The sequence below is a fragment of the Desulfomarina sp. genome, from assembly GCF_054039375.1.
In genome coordinates, this window is record NZ_JBPLBA010000068.1 from 16,219 (window position 1) to 34,815 (window position 18,597).

The 18,597-nt window shown below is 47.3% G+C and carries 17 protein-coding genes; 10 read left to right on the plus strand and 7 right to left on the minus strand.

All coding sequences use genetic code 11. The features are described 5' to 3' along the window. The first annotated feature begins 1 nt into the window (after position 1). The 10 genes from ACXLDX_RS03780 (at position 2) to ACXLDX_RS03825 (ending at position 11,439) form a co-directional block, all read left to right on the plus strand. Positions 2-610 carry an OmpA family protein gene (locus ACXLDX_RS03780; RefSeq protein ID WP_457575857.1) on the plus strand — a complete coding sequence of 203 codons (609 nt, stop codon included), beginning with the start codon at positions 2-4 and terminating at the stop codon, positions 608-610. A gap of 48 nt (positions 611-658) precedes the next feature. Continuing rightward, on the plus strand, positions 659-1,912 hold the full coding sequence (locus ACXLDX_RS03785; protein ID WP_457575858.1) for a DNA cytosine methyltransferase: 1,254 nt from the start codon (positions 659-661) through the stop codon (positions 1,910-1,912). Beyond that, complete coding sequence (locus ACXLDX_RS03790) at positions 1,902-2,816, plus strand: HNH endonuclease (RefSeq protein ID WP_457575859.1); 915 nt, start codon at positions 1,902-1,904, stop codon at positions 2,814-2,816. Before ACXLDX_RS03785 ends, ACXLDX_RS03790 begins: the two co-directional genes overlap by 11 nt. Before the next feature lie 481 nt (positions 2,817-3,297). Further along, entirely contained in the window at positions 3,298-4,467 is a 1,170-nt protein-coding gene (locus ACXLDX_RS03795) for an ABC transporter substrate-binding protein (RefSeq protein ID WP_457575860.1), read from the plus strand. Positions 4,468-4,647: 180 nt separating this feature from the next. Continuing rightward, positions 4,648-5,559 carry a branched-chain amino acid ABC transporter permease gene (locus tag ACXLDX_RS03800; protein ID WP_457575861.1) on the plus strand — a complete coding sequence of 304 codons (912 nt, stop codon included), beginning with the start codon at positions 4,648-4,650 and terminating at the stop codon, positions 5,557-5,559. A gap of 12 nt (positions 5,560-5,571) precedes the next feature. Next, complete coding sequence (locus ACXLDX_RS03805; RefSeq protein WP_457575862.1) at positions 5,572-6,597, plus strand: branched-chain amino acid ABC transporter permease; 1,026 nt, start codon at positions 5,572-5,574, stop codon at positions 6,595-6,597. A 2-nt stretch (positions 6,598-6,599) separates the two neighbouring features. Next, on the plus strand, positions 6,600-7,394 hold the full coding sequence (locus tag ACXLDX_RS03810; RefSeq protein WP_457575863.1) for an ABC transporter ATP-binding protein: 795 nt from the start codon (positions 6,600-6,602) through the stop codon (positions 7,392-7,394). Continuing rightward, complete coding sequence (locus ACXLDX_RS03815) at positions 7,394-8,119, plus strand: ABC transporter ATP-binding protein (protein WP_457575864.1); 726 nt, start codon at positions 7,394-7,396, stop codon at positions 8,117-8,119. The genes ACXLDX_RS03810 and ACXLDX_RS03815 overlap by 1 nt, the downstream gene beginning before the upstream one ends. A gap of 19 nt (positions 8,120-8,138) precedes the next feature. Next, complete coding sequence (locus tag ACXLDX_RS03820) at positions 8,139-9,740, plus strand: sigma 54-interacting transcriptional regulator (RefSeq protein ID WP_457575865.1); 1,602 nt, start codon at positions 8,139-8,141, stop codon at positions 9,738-9,740. Positions 9,741-10,092: 352 nt separating this feature from the next. Then, positions 10,093-11,439: an alanine/glycine:cation symporter family protein gene (locus tag ACXLDX_RS03825; RefSeq protein WP_457575887.1), complete on the plus strand. Its 1,347-nt coding sequence runs from the start codon at positions 10,093-10,095 to the stop codon at positions 11,437-11,439. Between the two features lie 263 nt (positions 11,440-11,702). On the opposite strand, the gene ACXLDX_RS03830 is transcribed toward ACXLDX_RS03825, so the two are convergent. The 7 genes from ACXLDX_RS03830 to ACXLDX_RS03860 all read right to left on the minus strand — a co-directional run bounded on the left by ACXLDX_RS03830 (position 11,703) and on the right by ACXLDX_RS03860 (position 18,584). Continuing rightward, entirely contained in the window at positions 11,703-12,143 is a 441-nt protein-coding gene (locus ACXLDX_RS03830) for a CBS domain-containing protein (protein ID WP_457575866.1), read from the minus strand. A 215-nt stretch (positions 12,144-12,358) separates the two neighbouring features. Further along, positions 12,359-13,768, minus strand: a complete 1,410-nt coding sequence (locus ACXLDX_RS03835) for an NADH-quinone oxidoreductase subunit N (protein ID WP_457575867.1) — start codon at positions 13,766-13,768, stop codon at positions 12,359-12,361. Between the two features lie 17 nt (positions 13,769-13,785). Further along, on the minus strand, positions 13,786-15,315 hold the full coding sequence (locus tag ACXLDX_RS03840) for a complex I subunit 4 family protein (RefSeq protein WP_457575868.1): 1,530 nt from the start codon (positions 15,313-15,315) through the stop codon (positions 13,786-13,788). A gap of 13 nt (positions 15,316-15,328) precedes the next feature. Next, entirely contained in the window at positions 15,329-17,248 is a 1,920-nt protein-coding gene (gene nuoL / locus ACXLDX_RS03845) for an NADH-quinone oxidoreductase subunit L (RefSeq protein ID WP_457575869.1), read from the minus strand. A 4-nt stretch (positions 17,249-17,252) separates the two neighbouring features. Then, positions 17,253-17,549: an NADH-quinone oxidoreductase subunit NuoK gene (nuoK, locus tag ACXLDX_RS03850; protein ID WP_457575870.1), complete on the minus strand. Its 297-nt coding sequence runs from the start codon at positions 17,547-17,549 to the stop codon at positions 17,253-17,255. Next, positions 17,546-18,100 carry an NADH-quinone oxidoreductase subunit J family protein gene (locus ACXLDX_RS03855; RefSeq protein WP_457575871.1) on the minus strand — a complete coding sequence of 185 codons (555 nt, stop codon included), beginning with the start codon at positions 18,098-18,100 and terminating at the stop codon, positions 17,546-17,548. The genes nuoK and ACXLDX_RS03855 overlap by 4 nt, the downstream gene beginning before the upstream one ends. Beyond that, complete coding sequence (locus ACXLDX_RS03860) at positions 18,060-18,584, minus strand: NuoI/complex I 23 kDa subunit family protein (protein WP_457575872.1); 525 nt, start codon at positions 18,582-18,584, stop codon at positions 18,060-18,062. The genes ACXLDX_RS03855 and ACXLDX_RS03860 overlap by 41 nt, the downstream gene beginning before the upstream one ends. Between the last annotated feature and the right edge of the window lie 13 nt (positions 18,585-18,597).

An 18,597-nucleotide genomic window follows, 5' to 3' on the forward strand; every position in this document is an offset into this window, starting at 1 on the left:
CATGCGATCATTGATTGTGATGATGTTCATCCTGATATTTTCTTTTGTTACGGTCTGTCTGGCTGAAGATGCTGGTTTTGTCGACAACAGCGATGCGATGGTTCGGCAGATGCTGGGAGGTAAAAAACGGTACGGTCTTACCCGCAGTTTTGTAGTGAAACAGGTACCCACACGGGGTATTCGGATACGGGCCAGAAATAAGCAGGGTGAGGAGGTAACCGTAGATGTGGAAGTGGCAGTGGCCGAAGAGAAAAACGCAGCCCGGTTGAAGGTGGAATTTGATGTGAACTCGGCTGTCCTGCGCCCTTCAGCCTATCCACTTCTGGCAGAACTTGGCAAAGCCCTGGGAGATGAACGTGTGGCGGGAAGCACAGTGTGCATAAAAGGGCACACCGACAGTGACGGGGAGGCTGATTATAATCTCAAGCTGAGTTTTGACAGAGCCAGGGCCGTACTTGGCTACATCCAGGGTGTCATAGGGTTGGACGCAGATAGAATCAGAATTTTTGGTTACGGTGAAAGCATGCCGCTGGTGGCCAATGACAGCAGGCAGCACAAACAGTCCAACCGCAGGGTTGAAGTCTCGCTTAATTGTCCTGAAATGGAGTAATTATCTTTTTCGTTTCTTGATCACCCATGAAACACAGCCGAATTGACTATGTACCGACTTGAAAACACTATAAAAATCAACAAAGCATTTATTGTAAATGAAGATGAAGTGACTTATCATTTGCGTTGTTCTGGTGAGTTGCTGCAAAATCCAAGACGTTATCGCCTCATAGATTTATTTTCCGGTGCTGGCGGCATGTCATTGGGATTCTCAGAAGTTTTCGGTCAACCATTTCAATCTGTCTGGGCAAACGACTTTAATCAATTCTGTGTTGATACATACAATGAAAATTTCGGCCCACATTGTGTTGGAGGAGACATTGTTGAGATATTGGCACAGGACAAAATCGAAATACCGGGAGCTGATGTTGTGATTGGCGGCCCCCCTTGCCAGGGGTTCAGTCTTTTAAATAAAAATCGTAAAAACGACTCTCGTAAAGAGTTGTGGCGGCCATATTTAGATGTTGTCGAGAGATCCGGAGCCTCAATTTTTGTCATGGAGAATGTTCCACAGTTACTAGGAACATCCGAACATCGTGAAATTGTTCGAGCTGCAAAATCTCTTGGTTTTCAAGTATGGCAAACTAAATTAACGGCCGCGGATTACGGAGTCCCGCAAACTCGTACCAGAGCTTTTATCATAGGGTGTAAATTTGCAGACCCTTCCGTTTTGTTTCCTCCACGAAAAACTCATTTTAATCCAAATAGTAATGGAAAGCTGTTGACTCTCCCTTCTCTCAGGGAAGAGTATTTATCAACACCTGCGAGATGGAAAACCGTTAGAGACGCTATTGCCGACCTGCCTCCTCCTGCAGGAACGGAAATCAGAAAGATTGATCCACCACTGGATTTACATTTTGGGAGAAATCCAACGGAACTCAGCCGCAAACGATATAGAGCAATACCGTTTGAAGGAATGAATCGTTTTGACTTGCAACGTATTGCGCCTGAGTTAACGCCGAAATGCTGGATAAGAAAGAAGTCAGGGGGCACTGATCTGTTCGGCCGGCTTTGGTGGAACAAGCCTTCCGTTACGATACGCACAGAATTTTTTAAACCGGAAAAAGGCCGTTATTTACATCCGGAACAGCATCGGCCCATTACACACAGGGAAGCCGCGCGGTTCCAAAGTTTTCCTGACAGTTTCAGATTTATAGGTTCAAAAATTGAAATTGCCAAACAAATAGGGAATGCTGTGCCACCTCTTCTTGCGGCAAGAGTGGCAGATGTAGTCAGAATGCTACTCGATCAAGAAGATGGACAATGGACGTCTTCACAAGAGAAAACTGAATATGGAATCTGAAGAAATCAGAAAAGAATTACAGAAATTATTAACCAACTTTAAGCTGGAATTAAAATCAGACGATTTACGAACTAAAGTTCTTTCTCTTGTCCCTTGTTTTCACCAGTTACGAGAGTTGGGGAAATCTTTAATACCATCCACCACAGCAAGAAGCGCCAGAGATCGAATCCTTCATTATTTTTTAAAATACCCAGCTGCTATTATAAGTGGCGATGAGTTGCTTGTCGTTTCAGGTATCCAGGAATACGCCCGAAGGGTTCGAGAGCTGAAAGTACAGTTCGGATGGTCAATTGCAAGCGGTCTGACAGCTGGACAAATGGCGGAAGAAAACGAATTTTCTCTTCCGGATATTGATGTAACATCAATGGGGCCTTCCGATTATATATTACTTTCTCAACAGCAAGATAGAGATGCGGCCCATCGTTGGAACCTTGCCAATGAAATCAGAAGGGAAAATATTTCCGTCAGGGATAAAATACTAAAATATTTAAGGAGAAACGTCGGCCAAAAAGTGACAGGTGAGGAATTGAAATACCTGGCAAAAGACAGGTCGGAATGGGCAAGAAGGGTTAGAGAGTTGCGCACTGAATATGGCTGGCCCGTTGTTACGCAAAATACCGGCCGTCCTGATCTTGAAGTAGGTGTTTATTTGCTTGAGGCTGAGCGCCGGAGTCCTGAGCATGACAGACATATTCCAGATCCGGTTAAAAGAGAGGTACTTCGAAGGGACAATTACAAATGTACTGTTTGTAAATGGTCGCACGAAGAATGGAATAAATCTGATCCCCGTCATTTGGAGTTACATCATAAAAAATACCATGCAAAGGGTGGCGACAACACGGAAAGCAACCTTATTACTGTCTGTACGGTTTGCCACGATGAGATTCACCGTAAAACAAAGTGACCGGCAAGGCCGAACAAAATAATTATCCTGCCCGGAAATCTTCGGAGAAATGTGTTTAGATTCGGAGTGATAGGATGTCACTAAACTGTCGCGGTTTCCGGACAAGCTTGCAGGCTGCAGGGTTTTAGTAAAAAATAAATTCTTTTTCTAAAAACTGTTTTGAATTACGGAACAATTACAGGTATAAGTAGTTTGTTCGGATGGACGCCACTTTACGTCCGTCCGGAAACTGGTTTTTTACCGGAGACCTGAGTTGATTCACTGTTTCCGCTTTTGCCTTGTTTTACGCAGGTAGCGGAAAATCCGGTTGGTCCGGATTGATGTAATTGCTCACAGGTGTCCCAGATTTTTGCAGGCTCTTTTGTCCGCTATAACCTACTTATACGGATAAAAGAGACCGTGAAAAGCTGGGGTGCCTGTGAGCAATTACGGGTTTATGGGCGATCGGGGCTGACTATAAAACGTAAAGGAGGAGGAGTTTATGAAGAAGAGGTTAATCGCCGCAATTGTATCCTGTTCCGCCCTGTTTGTTGCAGGTGCGGCCCTGTCTGCCGATACGATCAAGATCGGTTACAATATTCCATTGACTGGAGATATCCCCAAGGTCGGTGAGTCTTCCAAATTTTCGGCAGAGATGCTGAAGGCTGATATCAATGGTGCCGGCGGACTGGAAGTTGGTGGAAAAAAATATATGCTCGAGTTCATCTACGAGGATAATGAAGCAAAGGCGGAATCCGCTGTAACCACAGCTCTCAAACTTATCGATAAGGATCAGGTTCTGGCAATGATTGGACCCAATTCCAGTAAACAGGCGGTTCCGGCCGGGCAGGTTGCCGATGACAACCAGACGGTAATGGTCTCTCCCTGGTCCACCAATCCGGACACCACTCTGGATCGCCCCTGGGTTTTCCGGGCAGCATTCCTGGATCCTTTCCAGGGACCTGTTGCTGTGAATTTTGCTGTAAAGACTTTTAATGCCAAAACTGCAGCGGTTCTCTATGACCTTTCCAATGACTATTCAAAAGGTCTGGCAGAAATCTTCCGTGATGTTTTTGAGAAAAAAATCGGTAAAGGTTCCGTCGTGGCTTTTGAAAGTCATGGAACCAAGGATCAGGACTTTTCAGCGCAGCTGACCAAAATCATCAGCGCCAAACCTGATTTTATCTTCCTGCCTGACAATTATAATCAGGTGGCTCTCATTGTGAAGCAGGCCCATCAGCTCGGTTATAAAGGTGAGTTCATGGGTTCTGACGCCTGGGGTTCTTCCGAGCTTATGACCCTTTGCGGGGATGACTGTAAAGGCCTTCATTTCTCCACTCATTATGCGGCTGCGGGAGCTACCGGCGCCACTAAGGAGTTCATTGACCGGTATACAAAAAAATACGGTTATGTGCCCGACGATGTTGCGGCTCTCACCTGGGACGCGACCCGAATTGTTCTCAAGGCTATTCAGAACACCGGCGGTCTTACCGGTAAATTGAGAAAAGATCGTAAAGCTGTACGGAAAGCCATGGCGGCTATTCCCACTTTTGACGGTATAACCGGCAGCATGAAGTTTGATGACCAGGGAGATCCGGTAAAATGTGCTGTTGTCGTTAAGATCAGTGACTCCGGTGCGTTCGAATTCGCCGAATCTGTATGTCCTGAATAATCGATATCTTTTCTGGTTGTGGTTTTTTGAATACTTCATACAGGGAAAAGATCCGGCAGGTACGGTTTTCTACGTATCTGCCGGATTGTGTTTTCTGTGCTCAGTGATGCAGCTGCTGTCACAGCCCGATCTTTTACTGCCCGCAATACGGCAGGAACAACAAAGTGCAAGAGGCGCTTCATGCTAGAAAGTATTATTCAAAATTTAATCAATGCATTGCAGTGGGGAAGTTTTTATGCCTTGATTGCCCTCGGGTATACCATGGTTTACGGAGTACTGACTCTGATAAACTTTGCCCATGGCGATGTTTTTATGGTCGGGGCGTATATTGCCTTTTTTCTGGTCACCTTTATGCTGGGTGTTGTCGGGTTGCCCGGGTGGGTTGCCCTGGCCCTGGCTATTCCGCTGACCATGATCCTGACTGCCGCAGTGGGGGTTTCCCTTGAGCGGATAGCCTACAGACCGTTGAGACGGAAAGGGGCGCACAGGCTTTATGTGGTTATTACCGCGTTGATGTGCGGTCTTATTCTTGAAAATGCCAATCTCGCCATTTTCGGGGCAAGCAGAAAGGCTTTCCCTGAGCTTATTCCGGTGCAGGTTTATACTGTCGGTGGAGTGAGTTTCACCAATCTGAAAATAGCGGTTATCGTTACCGCTGTTCTCTCCTTTTTCATTCTGCAGTGGATTGTGACCAGGACCAAAGTGGGTATGGCCATGCGCGCTATTTCCTATGATAAATTTGCGGTACCGCTCATGGGCATCCCCATTGATAATATTATTGTTATCACCTTTATCCTCGGCTCGGCTTTTGCCGGTCTGGCCGGTCTGCTCTTCGCCATGAGTTATCCCATTCTTGAACCGTATATGGGTGCGCTTATCGGATGGAAGGCGTTTATTGCCGCTGTGGTTGGCGGGATTGGAGATATCAGGGGAGCATTTCTCGGAGGATTTCTCCTTGGGGCTGTGGAGATTCTGGTGGTGGCGGTTTTTCCATCCACTTATCGAGACCTGCTCGCCTTTACCGTACTGCTTGTTATTTTGTCAATAAAACCGACCGGTCTCTTTGGCATTGCCAAAACCACCAAGATATAAAAGGAGATGCCAATGAAATCAATATTGCAACGATATTCCGTGCATCTGCTGCTGGTCCTTTTCGGTGGAACCATAACATATTTTGCCTACCAGGAAGCCATAGGTCTTTATGTGCTGTCGGTAATGATGTTCATGGGAGTCAATATCATTCTCTCCACCAGTCTCAATCTGGTGAACGGCAATATGGGGGAATTTTCCTGTGGTCATGCCGGATTCATGTGTGTGGGGGCTTATGTCTCTTCCATTCTCGGTGTTCTGCTGTTTTCCAAGGATAAGGTATTTGGGGCGCCACTTCTGGATCCCGGGCTTGCCATCTATTGTTTTCCTCTTCTTATTCTGGTTGGCGGGATTGCAGCCGCTGTTGCGGGCCTGCTTGTTGCTCTGCCTTCCTATAAGACCAGGGGGGATTATCTTGCCATTATTACTATCGCGGCAAACTATATTATTATCAGTCTCATTGAAAACCTGGGTGTTATCGGTGGTTCCCGTGGATTCATGGGGATGAAGAAGGTTGTTAATGCCATGGGGGATACGATTGATCTGCCATGGATGGTTATCTGGGTTTTTCTCTTTACAGTTTTCACTGTCTGGATTCTGCGACGATACAATTCCTCTACTTTCGGCAAGGGTGTCTCCGCCATCTGTCAGGATGAGGTGGCCGCGGAAATCATGAGTGTGAATACCAATAAAATGAAGACGATCACATTCATGCTTTCTTCAGGTCTGGCCGGGATTGCCGGTGGACTGTTTGCCTATATTATCGGTTATGTCAATCCGGGCAGTTTTAATATCCTGAAATCGACGGAAGTTCTGGTCATGGTTTATCTCGGGGGGATGGCTTCCCTTTCAGGAGCCGTCATCTCTGCGATATTTTTCACCATTTTACTGGAATTGCTTCGTCCGCTGCAGATTCTGAAGTGGGTTATCATCCCGCTTATTCTGATAATAGTCATGCAGTTTCGTCCGGAAGGCATCATGGGGAATCGGGAACTTTCCGATATTTTTCCAAGGCTGAAACGTTTCTATCGGTTTAAATAACTATGCAGACAAATACTACTACACAGGAACCACCGGTTCTTGAAATTCGCAATATGACCCAGCGTTTTGGCGGACTGACGGCTGTATCCGATTTTAATGTCAGCCTCGGCTCAAACGGTATGGCAGGTTTGATCGGACCCAACGGAGCCGGTAAAACAACGGTATTCAACCTGGTCAGCGGTTTTTATCAGGCGACCGAGGGGGAGATCTTCATCTGTGGCAAGTCAACAGCGGGATTAAAACCCCATAAAGTGACGGCTCTTGGAGTTGCCCGGACCTTCCAGAATATCAGGCTGTGGAACCAGATGACCGTGCTCGATAATATCCGGGTGGCCCAGCATGGAAAGCTGGAGTACGGTTTTTTCAAAGCCATTCTTCGCAGCCGTGATTATTTTGAGTGTGAAGAACGTATTGAGCAAGAAGCTCGGGAACTACTGAAAATATTTGAGCTGGATAAATACACGGAAGAGTACCCCACCAATCTGCCATATGGGCTGCAGCGCAAACTTGAAATTGTGCGGGCCCTCTCCGAAAAGCCAAAGCTGCTGCTGCTGGATGAACCGGCTGCCGGATTGAATTCCGCCGATGTGCAGGAGTTGATCAGGCTTATACAGTGGATTCACAAGACGTTCGATGTGACCATCTGGTTGATAGAGCATCATATGGATGTGGTGATGGAGCTCTGTGACGATATAAAGGTAATTGACTTTGGACAGACGATAGCGGAAGGTACCGCTGAACATGTCCGCAATCATCCCGCGGTTATCTCCGCCTACCTGGGAGACGATAATATATAATGTTGCTCTCTGTTGAAAATCTCAAAGTAAAATACGGCAATATACAGGCCCTGCACGGCATCAGCTTTCATGTGAATGAGGGTGAAATTGTGACCCTGATCGGGGCAAATGGTGCAGGAAAAACAACGAGTCTTTACTCCGTTACCAGGCTGCCGCCGCCGGAAGCACCCAGGGTTGTTGAGGGTGATATCAAATTCAAGGGTGAATCGATCCTGAAAACCCAGGCATCGTCAGTTGTCAAAGATCTCCAGCTTGCACTGGTTCCCGAAGGGCGGCATATTTTCGGAAATCTTACGGTGATGGAAAATCTTATTCTTGCCACCTACGCAAGGGACAAAGACACTGATTTCTCTACCGAATACCAGAGAGTCTTTGATCTTTTTCCAAGGCTGGAGGAGAGAAAAAATCAGCGAAGCGAATCCCTTTCCGGCGGTGAGCAGCAGATGCTGGCCGTTGGCAGGGCACTGATGACCGGGTGTACTTTTCTTCTTCTGGATGAGCCGTCCATGGGGCTGGCTCCGGTGCTGAAGTATGAGCTTTTCCGCACCCTCAAGCGTCTCAATGAAGAGGGTATGACGATCCTGCTGATCGAGCAGAACGCCAGCCTTGCCCTTCATCTTGCCCATCGGGGGTATGTTCTTGATACGGGCGAAATTACGGCTGAAGGCACTTCAGAAGAACTGCTTGATAATCCTGATGTGAAAAAGGCATACCTGGGCGGTTGATTCAGGAAAATGGTGCCATATGTCCGGCAATTTAAAGTTTGAACTGAAATTTAAGGACAGAATAGGCCTGGTTTTTGATGTTGCCAGGCTCATGACTGAGCAGAGCCTTAACATTGTGACCATGGAACTGCAGCAGAAGCAGGGTCTGGCAACCATTTCACTCGAGATTGAAAAACCGGATTATTATTTTGATGATTCTGTGCTTCTCGAGCTTTTTCCCGCACTTCCTGGTATCCGGGAATGGAGGCGGATACGGTGGCTCCCCCATGAAACGAGGGAGGAATGGTTTCGTACTCTCTTTGACGGGATGAGCGAGGGTATAATTTCAGTTGATGAGAGTGGTAGAATCAATACCATCAACAGTGTCGCCTGTAATATTTTCGGTTTGATCTATGAGCAGGTTATCGGAAGTCATATCAGCGAGCTTGCCCTGGAAAATTCAATCCTTCTTGAATGTCTGAAAAAAGGGATTCAGGTCAGCCGGAGAAAGAGTGTCATTACAAACCGGGGACGGATCGAATTCTACGGTTCAGCCAAACCAATTAATGATTCTTCCGGTAATCGTGTCGGTGCCGTCTTGCTTCTACAGGATCTTAAAGAGGTCAAGGAGATGGTTGATGCCGTTTCCCGACCACTGCAGGTGACTTTTGACGATTTCATTGGTCAAAGCCCTGTGGTACGAAATCTGATCCAGTTCACCAGGAAGATTGCAGATACGGATGCGATCATTTCTATTTCCGGTGAAAGTGGTACCGGTAAAGAACTTTTCGCCAGGGCAATTCATTTCGAAAGTGGCCGCTCAGGCCCGTTTATTCCCATAAATTGTGCGGCCATTCCCGAATCTCTTATCGAAAGTGAACTCTTCGGTTATGCCCGCGGGGCCTTTACCGGCGCAAGGAAAAAAGGTAAACCCGGTCTGTTTGAGGCCGCAGCCGGCGGGACAATATTTCTTGATGAGATTGGTGATATGCCGCCCGGACCCCAGGCAAAAATTCTCAGGGTCCTTCAGGAGGGTGTTGTCAGGAGAATCGGCGGTTATGATGAAATACCCGTCGATGCCAAGGTGATCACTGCAACAAATATGGACCTGAAAAAACTCATCCGTGAAAAGCGTTTCAGGGAGGATCTTTATTATCGAATCAATGGGTTTACCATTCAAATTCCCCCTCTGCGTGAACGATTGATCGATATTCCTCTCCTGGCAGCAGCCTTTCTTCATCGGTTCAATGCGAGACTTGGCAAAAAAGACCAGGTTCTCAGCAAGGCTGCCCTGGCAAAACTGTTGAAATACACCTGGCCCGGAAATGTCAGGGAGCTGAAAAGTGTGATTGAACGGGGCGCAATATTGAGTGATTCAGACATGGTGGATGTGGATTCCATTCTTATCAGCAGCGAAGTGGATACCTTCGTTCATCGAGATGAGGGATTGAATGTTCAGAGCGGCATGGGGCTCAAGAGTCTCATGGGCCAATATGAAATGCAGATTATTGTAGAAAGTCTCAACAGGGCACGCAGTATTCGTCAGGCTGCCAGGGCACTAAACATTTCCCATACCGCATTGATCAGGAAAATTGCGAAATACAAACTTCGTAAAGGTGATAAAGGTTTCCACTGGAATTAAAAAGTACCATACGGTATAGTTGCTTTAATATTAATAGAATAGACGTTGTTTTGAAACTAATGGTATGAAATAGTTCCAATTCCCGCTATTTTTAAACCTCCTGTCTTCCCGTTATATTCCATTTGTTTTTTCATAATCTTTTTCTTTTTTCTATCTCTTTGATATTACAACTGATAGTAGTAGAAATCCCCAGGTTTTCCCCGGATAATTCAAATTAAGTTGTATGGAAGAATGGCAAGCCTATTGCACTGGTATCGCAGGGAAGTGGGAAACCCTGCTTTCTGTTGGTCTCGGCTGCGGTTCTATACTGGAACTGCTTATTATTCCAGATTCAGTTAAAAGGAGAGAAGATATGGATTTTTTGAATTCGCTTGATGCGATTGTTGGTAAAATCGGTGCATTTGCATGGGGGCCGCCCATGCTGATCCTCCTGGTCGGTACCGGATTCTGGCTGACTTTCGCCCTTCGTGGACTGCAGTTTACCAAACTGGGCCATGCACTTTATCTTGCTCTCATAAAGAGAAAGGAAGACAGTGATGAACCAGGGGATATCACCCATTTCCAGGCATTGATGACGGCCCTGTCGGCTACAGTGGGTACCGGTAATATTGCGGGGGTTGCTACCGCAATTGCTGTTGGTGGTCCAGGCGCTCTTTTCTGGATGTGGATAACAGGCCTCGTGGGAATGGCGACAAAGTACGCGGAGGCGGTTCTGGCAGTAAAATACAGGGAGATTGACGAAAATGGGGAGATGAGTGGCGGACCCATGTACTATATCTCCAAAGGATTGAAAATGCCGTGGCTTGGGACCGTTTTTGCAGTTTTTGCGGCGGTTGCAGCTTTTGGTATTGGCAATATGGTTCAATCAAATTCTGTTGCCGATGCTGTGGAAGCCACCTATTCGATTTCACCATTGATAACCGGAATAGTCCTGATGGTCTGTACAGCTGCGGTTGTGCTGGGCGGAATTAAAAATATCGGTCGGGTGACAGGTTTTCTTGTGCCGATCATGATTCTTTTTTATGTTGCAGGTGCAGGGTATATCATTCTCGTGAACATTGCAGAGGTGCCGGCTGCACTTGTTTTCATAGTCAAGCAGGCTTTCAATCCGACCGCGGCCGTAGGCGGGTTCGCAGGGGCCTCAATAATGCTGGCTATTCGAATGGGTGTTGCCAGGGGTGTTTTTTCCAATGAATCTGGCTTGGGGAGTGCGCCGATTGCGGCAGCGGCAGCCCAGACCAAATCTCCGATCAGTCAGGCTCTGGTTTCCATGACCCAGACCTTTATCGACACGATAATCGTCTGTACAATGACCGGCCTGGTATTGATCCTTACAGGACTCTGGTCCAGTGGAGATACAGGAGCGGAGCTGACAACGAAAGCATTTGCTGCCGGAATGCCGGGGGGAGCTCATGTGGTGACCTTGGGTATTGTCCTTTTTGCCTATTCAACCATTCTCGGATGGTGCTATTATGGTGAAAAGTCAATGGAATTTCTGTTCGGTGTCAAATCAATTCTGCCTTACAGGATTGTCTTTGTCTGTTTTGTTGGGGTTGGTGCAATGGCCAAATTAAGTCTTGTTTGGAATATCTCTGATACATTGAACGGATTAATGGCTGTTCCAAACCTTATTGGTTTGATTTTTCTTACTCCGGTGGTCGTTTCTGAAACAAAAAAATATTTTGGTCGGAAAGAATAACGCCGCCCCGGTGAGTAAATAATGATTACGAAGTTTACACCGAGTTGTTTTCATAAATTTAAACCTGCAGTGATACGGTATTACAGATTTTCACCGGCTTTTTGTGGTTGAGCCATAGCATCCGGCCACGCCAGTTTATCTGAAGAAAAGAGACCGTAAAAAGAGGTGGTGCTCGGGAGTGCCTGCCGCGTAAGGATGGCAGAACAAAAAAGCCCCTCAGGAAAAATCCTGAGGGGCTTTTCGGGTTGAGAAAGGAAAAACTGTTATCCCGGATATTTATCGGCAATGTAATCCTTAAGATATTTGTTTTCCACATCCTTTTTCTTCAATTGGGCTTTAACAACATCCCCAATGGAAATAAGCCCCCTGAGATCACTTCCCTCAATAACGGGAATGTGCCGGATACGGTTTTCTGTCATGATAGCCTGTACATAATCGACATCATCATTTTCTGTGGCGACAATGAGTTCCCTGGTCATGATCTCTTTAACCGGCAGCTCGGTGATTCTGTCCAGGTCATTCAGGACAGCCATCAGTACATCCCGGGCTGCGATGATGCCGAGGATGGCATCGTTTTTATCGACAACCAGAAGCGAACCAACCCTGTTTGCGGAGAAAATCGACATTGCGTCAATAACTGAGATATCTTCGTGAACCGTTCTGACCTGACTGCCTTTAACAGCTAATATGTCCTTTACTTTCATATGGCTGACTCCCGGTTTATATAGTGATGTGATGGCTCACAGGTGCCCCTGCTATTCATTGTCTCTTTTGTCCGCATCGGTACGGTAGGCTATAGCGAAGAACAATCTGCAAAAATCCAGGGAAAATATGAGTAATTACGTTGTTCTCTGTTTACTGTAATACAATTCCAAAAAAATGCCACAATGTGGTGTGGTTGTAAAAGCCATCAGAGAGATTAAATAACGATGGGGTAGAGTCCTATTGCAAAAACGCAGACTGCCAGAATAAAGGTGCAGACTGGAGCAAAGGGAGATTTCTCAATCTCGAAACTGTCTTCAGCTTCATTGAAATACATGGAGATTATGAGTCTCAGATAGTACCACATGGACAGGATACTGCTGATGACACCGAAAACGGCAAGGGCAATCTGACCTTCGGAAATGGCACTGGTAATAATATAAAATTTACCCATAAAACCGGCCGTAGGTGGAATACCTGCCATGGAGAGCAGGAAGACCGTAATCGCGGCAGCGGAATAGGGGCGGACTTTTGCAAGGCCTTTGAAATCGTCAAAACATACTCTGCTCTCATTTTTCCCCCCAAGATAAGAGAGGGCGGCAAAAATCCCAAGTGTGCCGACAGCATAAGCCGCAAGATAATAGGCAATTACCGACCCTGTGAAACTCCTGGTGCTGATGGCAACCAGCCCTATAAGAAGATACCCGGAATGAACAATACCGGAGGCTGCAAGCATACGCTTGATATTTGACTGGCCTATGGCAATCAGGTTTCCTCCGAACATTGTAAACAAAGCGATATAAAAGAGAAAAGTTATCCATTCCTTCTGCAGGGCTCCGTTGATGGCAAGAAAATTGGCAAAAACAGTGAATACGGCCGCCTTCAGGGCTGTGGCCATAAAGCCGGTTACAGGAGTAGCCGCGCCATCATAGACATCAATGACCCAGGCGTGGAAAGGGAAAGCGGCGACCTTGAAAAGAAAGGCTACCAGAATAAAAAAGGCACCACCAATAAAAAGTGGCGTTCCCGCAGAGTTTGCAGAGATGTAATTGCTGATTTGCAGAAATCTGGTGGAACCGGCTCCACCATAGATCAGGGCTGTTCCCATGGTAAAAAAGGCTCCGGCAAAGGCCCCGAGCATGAGATACTTGAGCAGAGCTTCCGTGCTGGTTACACGTTTTCGGTCATACCCGACCAGGATATAGATAGCAAGGGACATGATTTCCAGGGAGATGAAGGCGGTAATCAGTTCTCTGGCCAGGGTCAGCAGGATCATTCCGCAACTTGCAAAGAGAAGAAGAGAATAGAATTCAACCGTGCAGACCTTGTTTTGTTGAAAATAAGTATGACAACTCATAGCCGTGAAAAAACCTGCACCCAAGATAACAAGTCCGGCAACCCTGGTGAAGGAATTGGCCACCAGCATCGAATTGAATGTTCCGGCGAAAAGATCAGCCGCCGGGGAACAGACAATGAGAAATTGAACAAAAAAAGCAATTCCAAAGAAACCAAGGCTTATATAGGAGGCGGTTTCCGTTTTCATGGTTTCAAGAACGGAGAGGAGCATCAATACAATACCGCCTGAACAGATTATAATAAGAGGGAGCAATGAAAGAAAATCATTCATAATAATTTATCCTGGCCTTAATTCTTGTGTTGGGTGTCGTGTTCCTGGCTGGGGACGACAGTTTCGGCGACAGTTTCTGTTGCCGTTATGGTTGTAAAACCGGCAACATGATTTCGGGCGGCCGGTTCAATTTTTTGCAGAAATGGTTGTGGATAGATGCCCATGAAGAGAATGAGAAGAATGACCGGCAGAAAGGTCACAGTCTCAAGAAGACTCAAATCTTTAAAGCCTTCGGTTTTTGTATTGCTCTTTTCAAAAAAGAGCCGCTGAAACATCCACAGCATATAGCAGACACCTATAATAAGGGCAGTTCCAGCGAGAAAACCGATGAAGGCGTTGAATTTAACAGCACCGAGAATAATCAGGAATTCACCAATAAATCCACTGGTTCCGGGCAGGCCTACAGACGCAAGCATTGCCACACCGAAGAAGGTCGCAAAGATTGGCGCCCGATAAGCGATACCACCGAGATCACCGATATTCCGTGTATGCATTCTCTCTTCGATAAGACCGGCGAAGACGAAAAGAATGCCGGTACTTGTAGCGTGGGCCACGATTTGAAAAAGGCTGCCACTCAGCGCCTGAATATTCATACAGAAAACCCCGAGGGCAATGATACCCATATGGGATGCGGACGAAAAGGCAAGCAGTCGTTTGAAATCCTTCTGGGTGATTGCGGCCAGACCGCAATACATCATGCCGACCACACCTGCCAGGGAAAGAAGCAGGGCAAACCGGGCGAATTCAATTTCAAAAATCGGTATGACAAAGCGAATAACCGCGTAGACACCGATTTTTGCCATGATGGCCGAAAGAACAAAGGTTGTTGAAGTCGGCGCCTCGGTATAAGCATCAGGCAACCAGGTATGAAAGGGAAACAGGGGGATTTTAATGGCAAAAGCCAGCATGAACATGATGAATGCTGTAACCGCAAAGCCACCGGAAAGATCAAGATTTCTCAGGTCGGATATATTGAAACTCCAGGCTCCAAACTGGGAATGGTATGAAACCCCGACGTATATGAGGGCCGCCAGCATGAGCAGGGATCCTGCAATGGTGTAGATGGTTATTTTCAGGGTTGCGGCCAACCGCTTTTCTCCGCCCCAGAGGCCTATCATGAAAAAAATCGGCAGGAGCATGATTTCCCAGAAGATGTAAAACAGTACAATATCAGTGGCACAGATGGCTCCGAGCATAGCTCCCTGGGCAATAAGAAGATTTGCGTAGTACCCTTTGGTTTTACCTGAGTAAACAGCAAAAATCAGGGGGAAAAGAAGAGAACATGCCAGGAGAACAAGGAGGCTGATACCGTCAATGCCAAGGCTGTAGTTGATGCCGAGGGAGTCAATCCAGGGCCGATTCACCACATATTCCATGGAGCCATGACCTGTAAAATCCAGGAATAATTCTATGCCGAACATGAAAATAACAACGGAGACAATGAATCCGGTGAGCCTGGAACCGCTTTTCCCAACCGGAAACAGGAGGAGCGCCAGACCCGCAAGGATCGGCAGAAAGATCATGACTGAAAGGACATTTTCAAACATTATTGCACCTTACCTAATTGAGCGATTGAGAGAGAAGCAGGCTCATAAGGCTCAAACCTATGACCATATAAATAGCGTATACCCGGACAAAGCCGTTCTGGAATACCTTGAAGGCGCTGCCTCCTTTGCGGTACAGCCAGGTGGATAATTTCACATGAATATCTGTGACATTGGGTTCCAGGTTTTTCCAGATCACGGTACCGACAGCCTTGTACGGCTGAACAAAGACAGCATTATAAATTTCATCCACATAAAATTTATTGTAGCCGAATTTGGCAAATCCTGTATATTCCGGCTCTTTTGCTCCCTGGCTGAATTTTTTCCAGGCGATACTGATACCGATCCCAAAGGCGATAATACTGGTGGCAATGGCCAGTATCTCCACGCTGACACCCACGTGGGGATGATGTTCAACAAGACTGGGCGCAAGCCAGTGTGAGACTTTGAGATGTCCACCGAAGATTGCGGGGAAGTTGAGAAAACCGGCAAAAAGAGCACCGACGGCCAGAATAATCAGGGGAATTGTCATGACTGCCGGAGCTTCCTCCGCATGGTCAAAGGCTTCCCTGTCGCGGGGAGTACCGTGAAAGACAAGAAATATCATCCGAAAAGTATAATAGGCCGTCATTCCGGCAACGGCAACACCGATAATCCATATTCCGGTATGGCCGGTGGCCAGGGCGGAAAATAGAATTTCGTCCTTGGAAAAGAAACCGGCAAAAGGCGGACATCCGGCAAGTGCAAGGGCACCGATCATCATGGTCCAGTATGTCCTGGGCATTTTATCTTTCAGGCCTCCCATTTTCCAGATATCCTGTTCATGGTGCAGGGCATAGATGACCGCGCCGGCTCCGAGAAAGAGCAGTGCCTTGAAAAAGGCGTGGGTGAAGACGTGGAAAATTCCGGCGGAGTAAGCGGCGACACCGACGCCGGCAAACATGTAGCCGAGCTGGCTGACCGTGGAATAGGCAAGTATTTTTTTTATGTCACGCTGGAACATGCCGAAGATGGCAGCCAGCAGGGCAGTCAGGATGCCGATCCAGGCGACAACCGTTCCGGCGACGGGTACATGGGCATAAATAAAGCTGAAACGGGCAACCATGTAGACACCGGCGGTAACCATTGTAGCAGCATGGATAAGTGCGGAAACGGGAGTAGGCCCGGCCATGGCGTCAGGCAGCCAGACATAGAGGGGAATCTGTGCCGATTTACCGCAGGCGCCGACAAAAAGGAGAAGACAGACGGCAAGGCCGACGGCCGGAGTAAGCTGATGGGCATTTTCCCTCAGGGAAAGATAGTCAAATCCCCCCGCTCCAATAGCCCAGAAGAGAAAAGCTATCCCAAGGACAAAGCCTAGATCGCCAATCCTGTTGACTATAAAGGCCTTGTTTCCTGCGATAACATTATCCGTGTCCTCACTGTAGAAGCTGATCAGGAGATAGGAGCAGAGTCCCACACCTTCCCAGCCGACGAACATGACAACAGGGCCGCTGCCAAGTACCAGGATGAGCATGGAACCAAGAAAGAGATTGAGGTAGGCAAAAAACTTCCCGTAATTCCTGTCACCCGCCATATAGCCTATGGAGTAAATATGGATTAACGAGCCGATAAAGGTTACAAAGAGCAGCATCAGGGAGCTGAGAGGATCGGCAAGAAAACCCATTTTGACACTGAGATCACCAACACTGAACCAGGTGAAGGCGTCATGGCTGAGATATCTTGCTTCCGGGGCCATGCCCTTGAGCTGAAAGAAAACCAGCAGGGCGAACAGAAAAGAAATAACGGGACCGACACAAGCCAGCACACCGTAGAGTTTTTCAGAAAAAGGACTTTTTTCTTCTGTGCAGGTGAGCACATGCATCACCCCCAGCACAACAGCACCCAGAAGGGGAAAAAGCGGGATAAAACCGAGATAGTTTACTGTATGTTCCATGAAATCACCCTTTTAACAAGCTGAATACATTGGTGTCCAGTTTGCCTTTGTGCTTGTGCAGCAGAATGACAACCGCAAGTGCAAGAGCCGCTTCCGCTGCGGCCACCGCCATGACCATCATTGCCAGGACATGACCGTCCATGCTCTCGTGAAATCTGGAGAAGGCGATAAAGGCGAGATTGGCGGCATTGAGCATGAGCTCAATCGACATGAAAACGGTGAGGACGTTTCGTCTGGAAACAACACCAAGAATGCCGATACAAAAGAGAATGACACTTAAGATGAGGTAGTTCTGGATCATTTGCTCATCCTCCTTTTTCCTGCAAGTACAATGGCGCCCACAAGGGCCACAAGCAGAAGAATTGATACAATTTCAAAGGGGAGGAGCCAGTCGTTGAAGAGAACAAGGCCAACCTCCTTTACCCCGCCAAAGCCGTTTCCGATAATGGTGGTTTCAGTGTCCGGCAGACTCTTTATAACCTTGAGAAGGAAGGTGAAAACCGGCACGAGAACAACCACACCACCCAGCAGGTAGAGAAACCGTCCTTTTTCCTCGGGAAGGTCTTCCGTCTGAATATTGAGAAACATTATAATAAAGAGGATAAGGGACATGATGGCCCCGGCGTAGACAATGAGCTGAATCGCAAAGATCAGTTTGGCGGACAGCAGCGCATAGAGTCCGGCAAGAGAGATCAGGGTGACAATCAGGCTCATTGCGCCGTTCATTGGGTGTCGAAATGTGACCAGGCCAATGGCGCCAAGAACCGACAGGATAGAAAAACCGGTAAATAACCACTCGGCAAACATGATATCAAGCGCCCCCTTTTTTGTATTCTTCTTCGGAAAATGCACCAGGGGTTTGCAGCAACTCCTCGAGACCGAGAACGAAACTTTCCCTGTTGTAATCGGTAACGGAGAATATACCCGTATCCATGCGGATAGCATCCAGAGGGCAGGCCTCCACGCAATAACCGCAGTAAATGCATTCCAGCAGATCAATGGTGAATTTTACAGGCATCTTTTCAGTTTTTCCGTCAAGTCTCTCTCCCGCCTCTATACTGATGCAGTTGGCGGGGCAGTTGGTCTGACACATGAAGCAGGCAACGCATTTGACCGTACCATCTTCGTGGGTGGTGAGCCTGTGACGACCACGCCAGCGGACCGGTATTTCCGGTTGCACTTCCGGATAGTGACGGACATAAAGTTTTGAGTTATCGAGCAGGTTTCTGAGGAAATGGCGAAAGGTGGTGGCCATTCCCTTGCAGATTTCTATCAGGTAGATTCGCTCGGTCCAGGTTGCGCCCCTGCGCTCCATAGTTTTAACTTTAGCACCCATGGAAAAAGCCTCC

Bases quoted from the DNA above. Each gene is read 5' to 3' on its own strand.
- ACXLDX_RS03805 (WP_457575862.1), top strand. From the start codon at position 5,572: ATGAAATCAATATTGCAACGATATTCCGTGCATCTGCTGCTGGTCCTT.
- ACXLDX_RS03830 (WP_457575866.1), bottom strand. From the start codon at position 12,143: ATGAAAGTAAAGGACATATTAGCTGTTAAAGGCAGTCAGGTCAGAACG.
- ACXLDX_RS03810 (WP_457575863.1), top strand. From the start codon at position 6,600: ATGCAGACAAATACTACTACACAGGAACCACCGGTTCTTGAAATTCGC.
- ACXLDX_RS03785 (WP_457575858.1), top strand. From the start codon at position 659: ATGTACCGACTTGAAAACACTATAAAAATCAACAAAGCATTTATTGTA.
- nuoK (WP_457575870.1), bottom strand. From the start codon at position 17,549: ATGATCCAGAACTACCTCATCTTAAGTGTCATTCTCTTTTGTATCGGC.
- ACXLDX_RS03800 (WP_457575861.1), top strand. From the start codon at position 4,648: ATGCTAGAAAGTATTATTCAAAATTTAATCAATGCATTGCAGTGGGGA.
- nuoL (WP_457575869.1), bottom strand. From the start codon at position 17,248: ATGGAACATACAGTAAACTATCTCGGTTTTATCCCGCTTTTTCCCCTT.
- ACXLDX_RS03820 (WP_457575865.1), top strand. From the start codon at position 8,139: ATGTCCGGCAATTTAAAGTTTGAACTGAAATTTAAGGACAGAATAGGC.
- ACXLDX_RS03825 (WP_457575887.1), top strand. From the start codon at position 10,093: ATGGATTTTTTGAATTCGCTTGATGCGATTGTTGGTAAAATCGGTGCA.
- ACXLDX_RS03815 (WP_457575864.1), top strand. From the start codon at position 7,394: ATGTTGCTCTCTGTTGAAAATCTCAAAGTAAAATACGGCAATATACAG.
- ACXLDX_RS03795 (WP_457575860.1), top strand. From the start codon at position 3,298: ATGAAGAAGAGGTTAATCGCCGCAATTGTATCCTGTTCCGCCCTGTTT.
- ACXLDX_RS03780 (WP_457575857.1), top strand. From the start codon at position 2: ATGCGATCATTGATTGTGATGATGTTCATCCTGATATTTTCTTTTGTT.
- ACXLDX_RS03840 (WP_457575868.1), bottom strand. From the start codon at position 15,315: ATGTTTGAAAATGTCCTTTCAGTCATGATCTTTCTGCCGATCCTTGCG.
- ACXLDX_RS03860 (WP_457575872.1), bottom strand. From the start codon at position 18,584: ATGGGTGCTAAAGTTAAAACTATGGAGCGCAGGGGCGCAACCTGGACC.
- ACXLDX_RS03835 (WP_457575867.1), bottom strand. From the start codon at position 13,768: ATGAATGATTTTCTTTCATTGCTCCCTCTTATTATAATCTGTTCAGGC.
- ACXLDX_RS03790 (WP_457575859.1), top strand. From the start codon at position 1,902: ATGGAATCTGAAGAAATCAGAAAAGAATTACAGAAATTATTAACCAAC.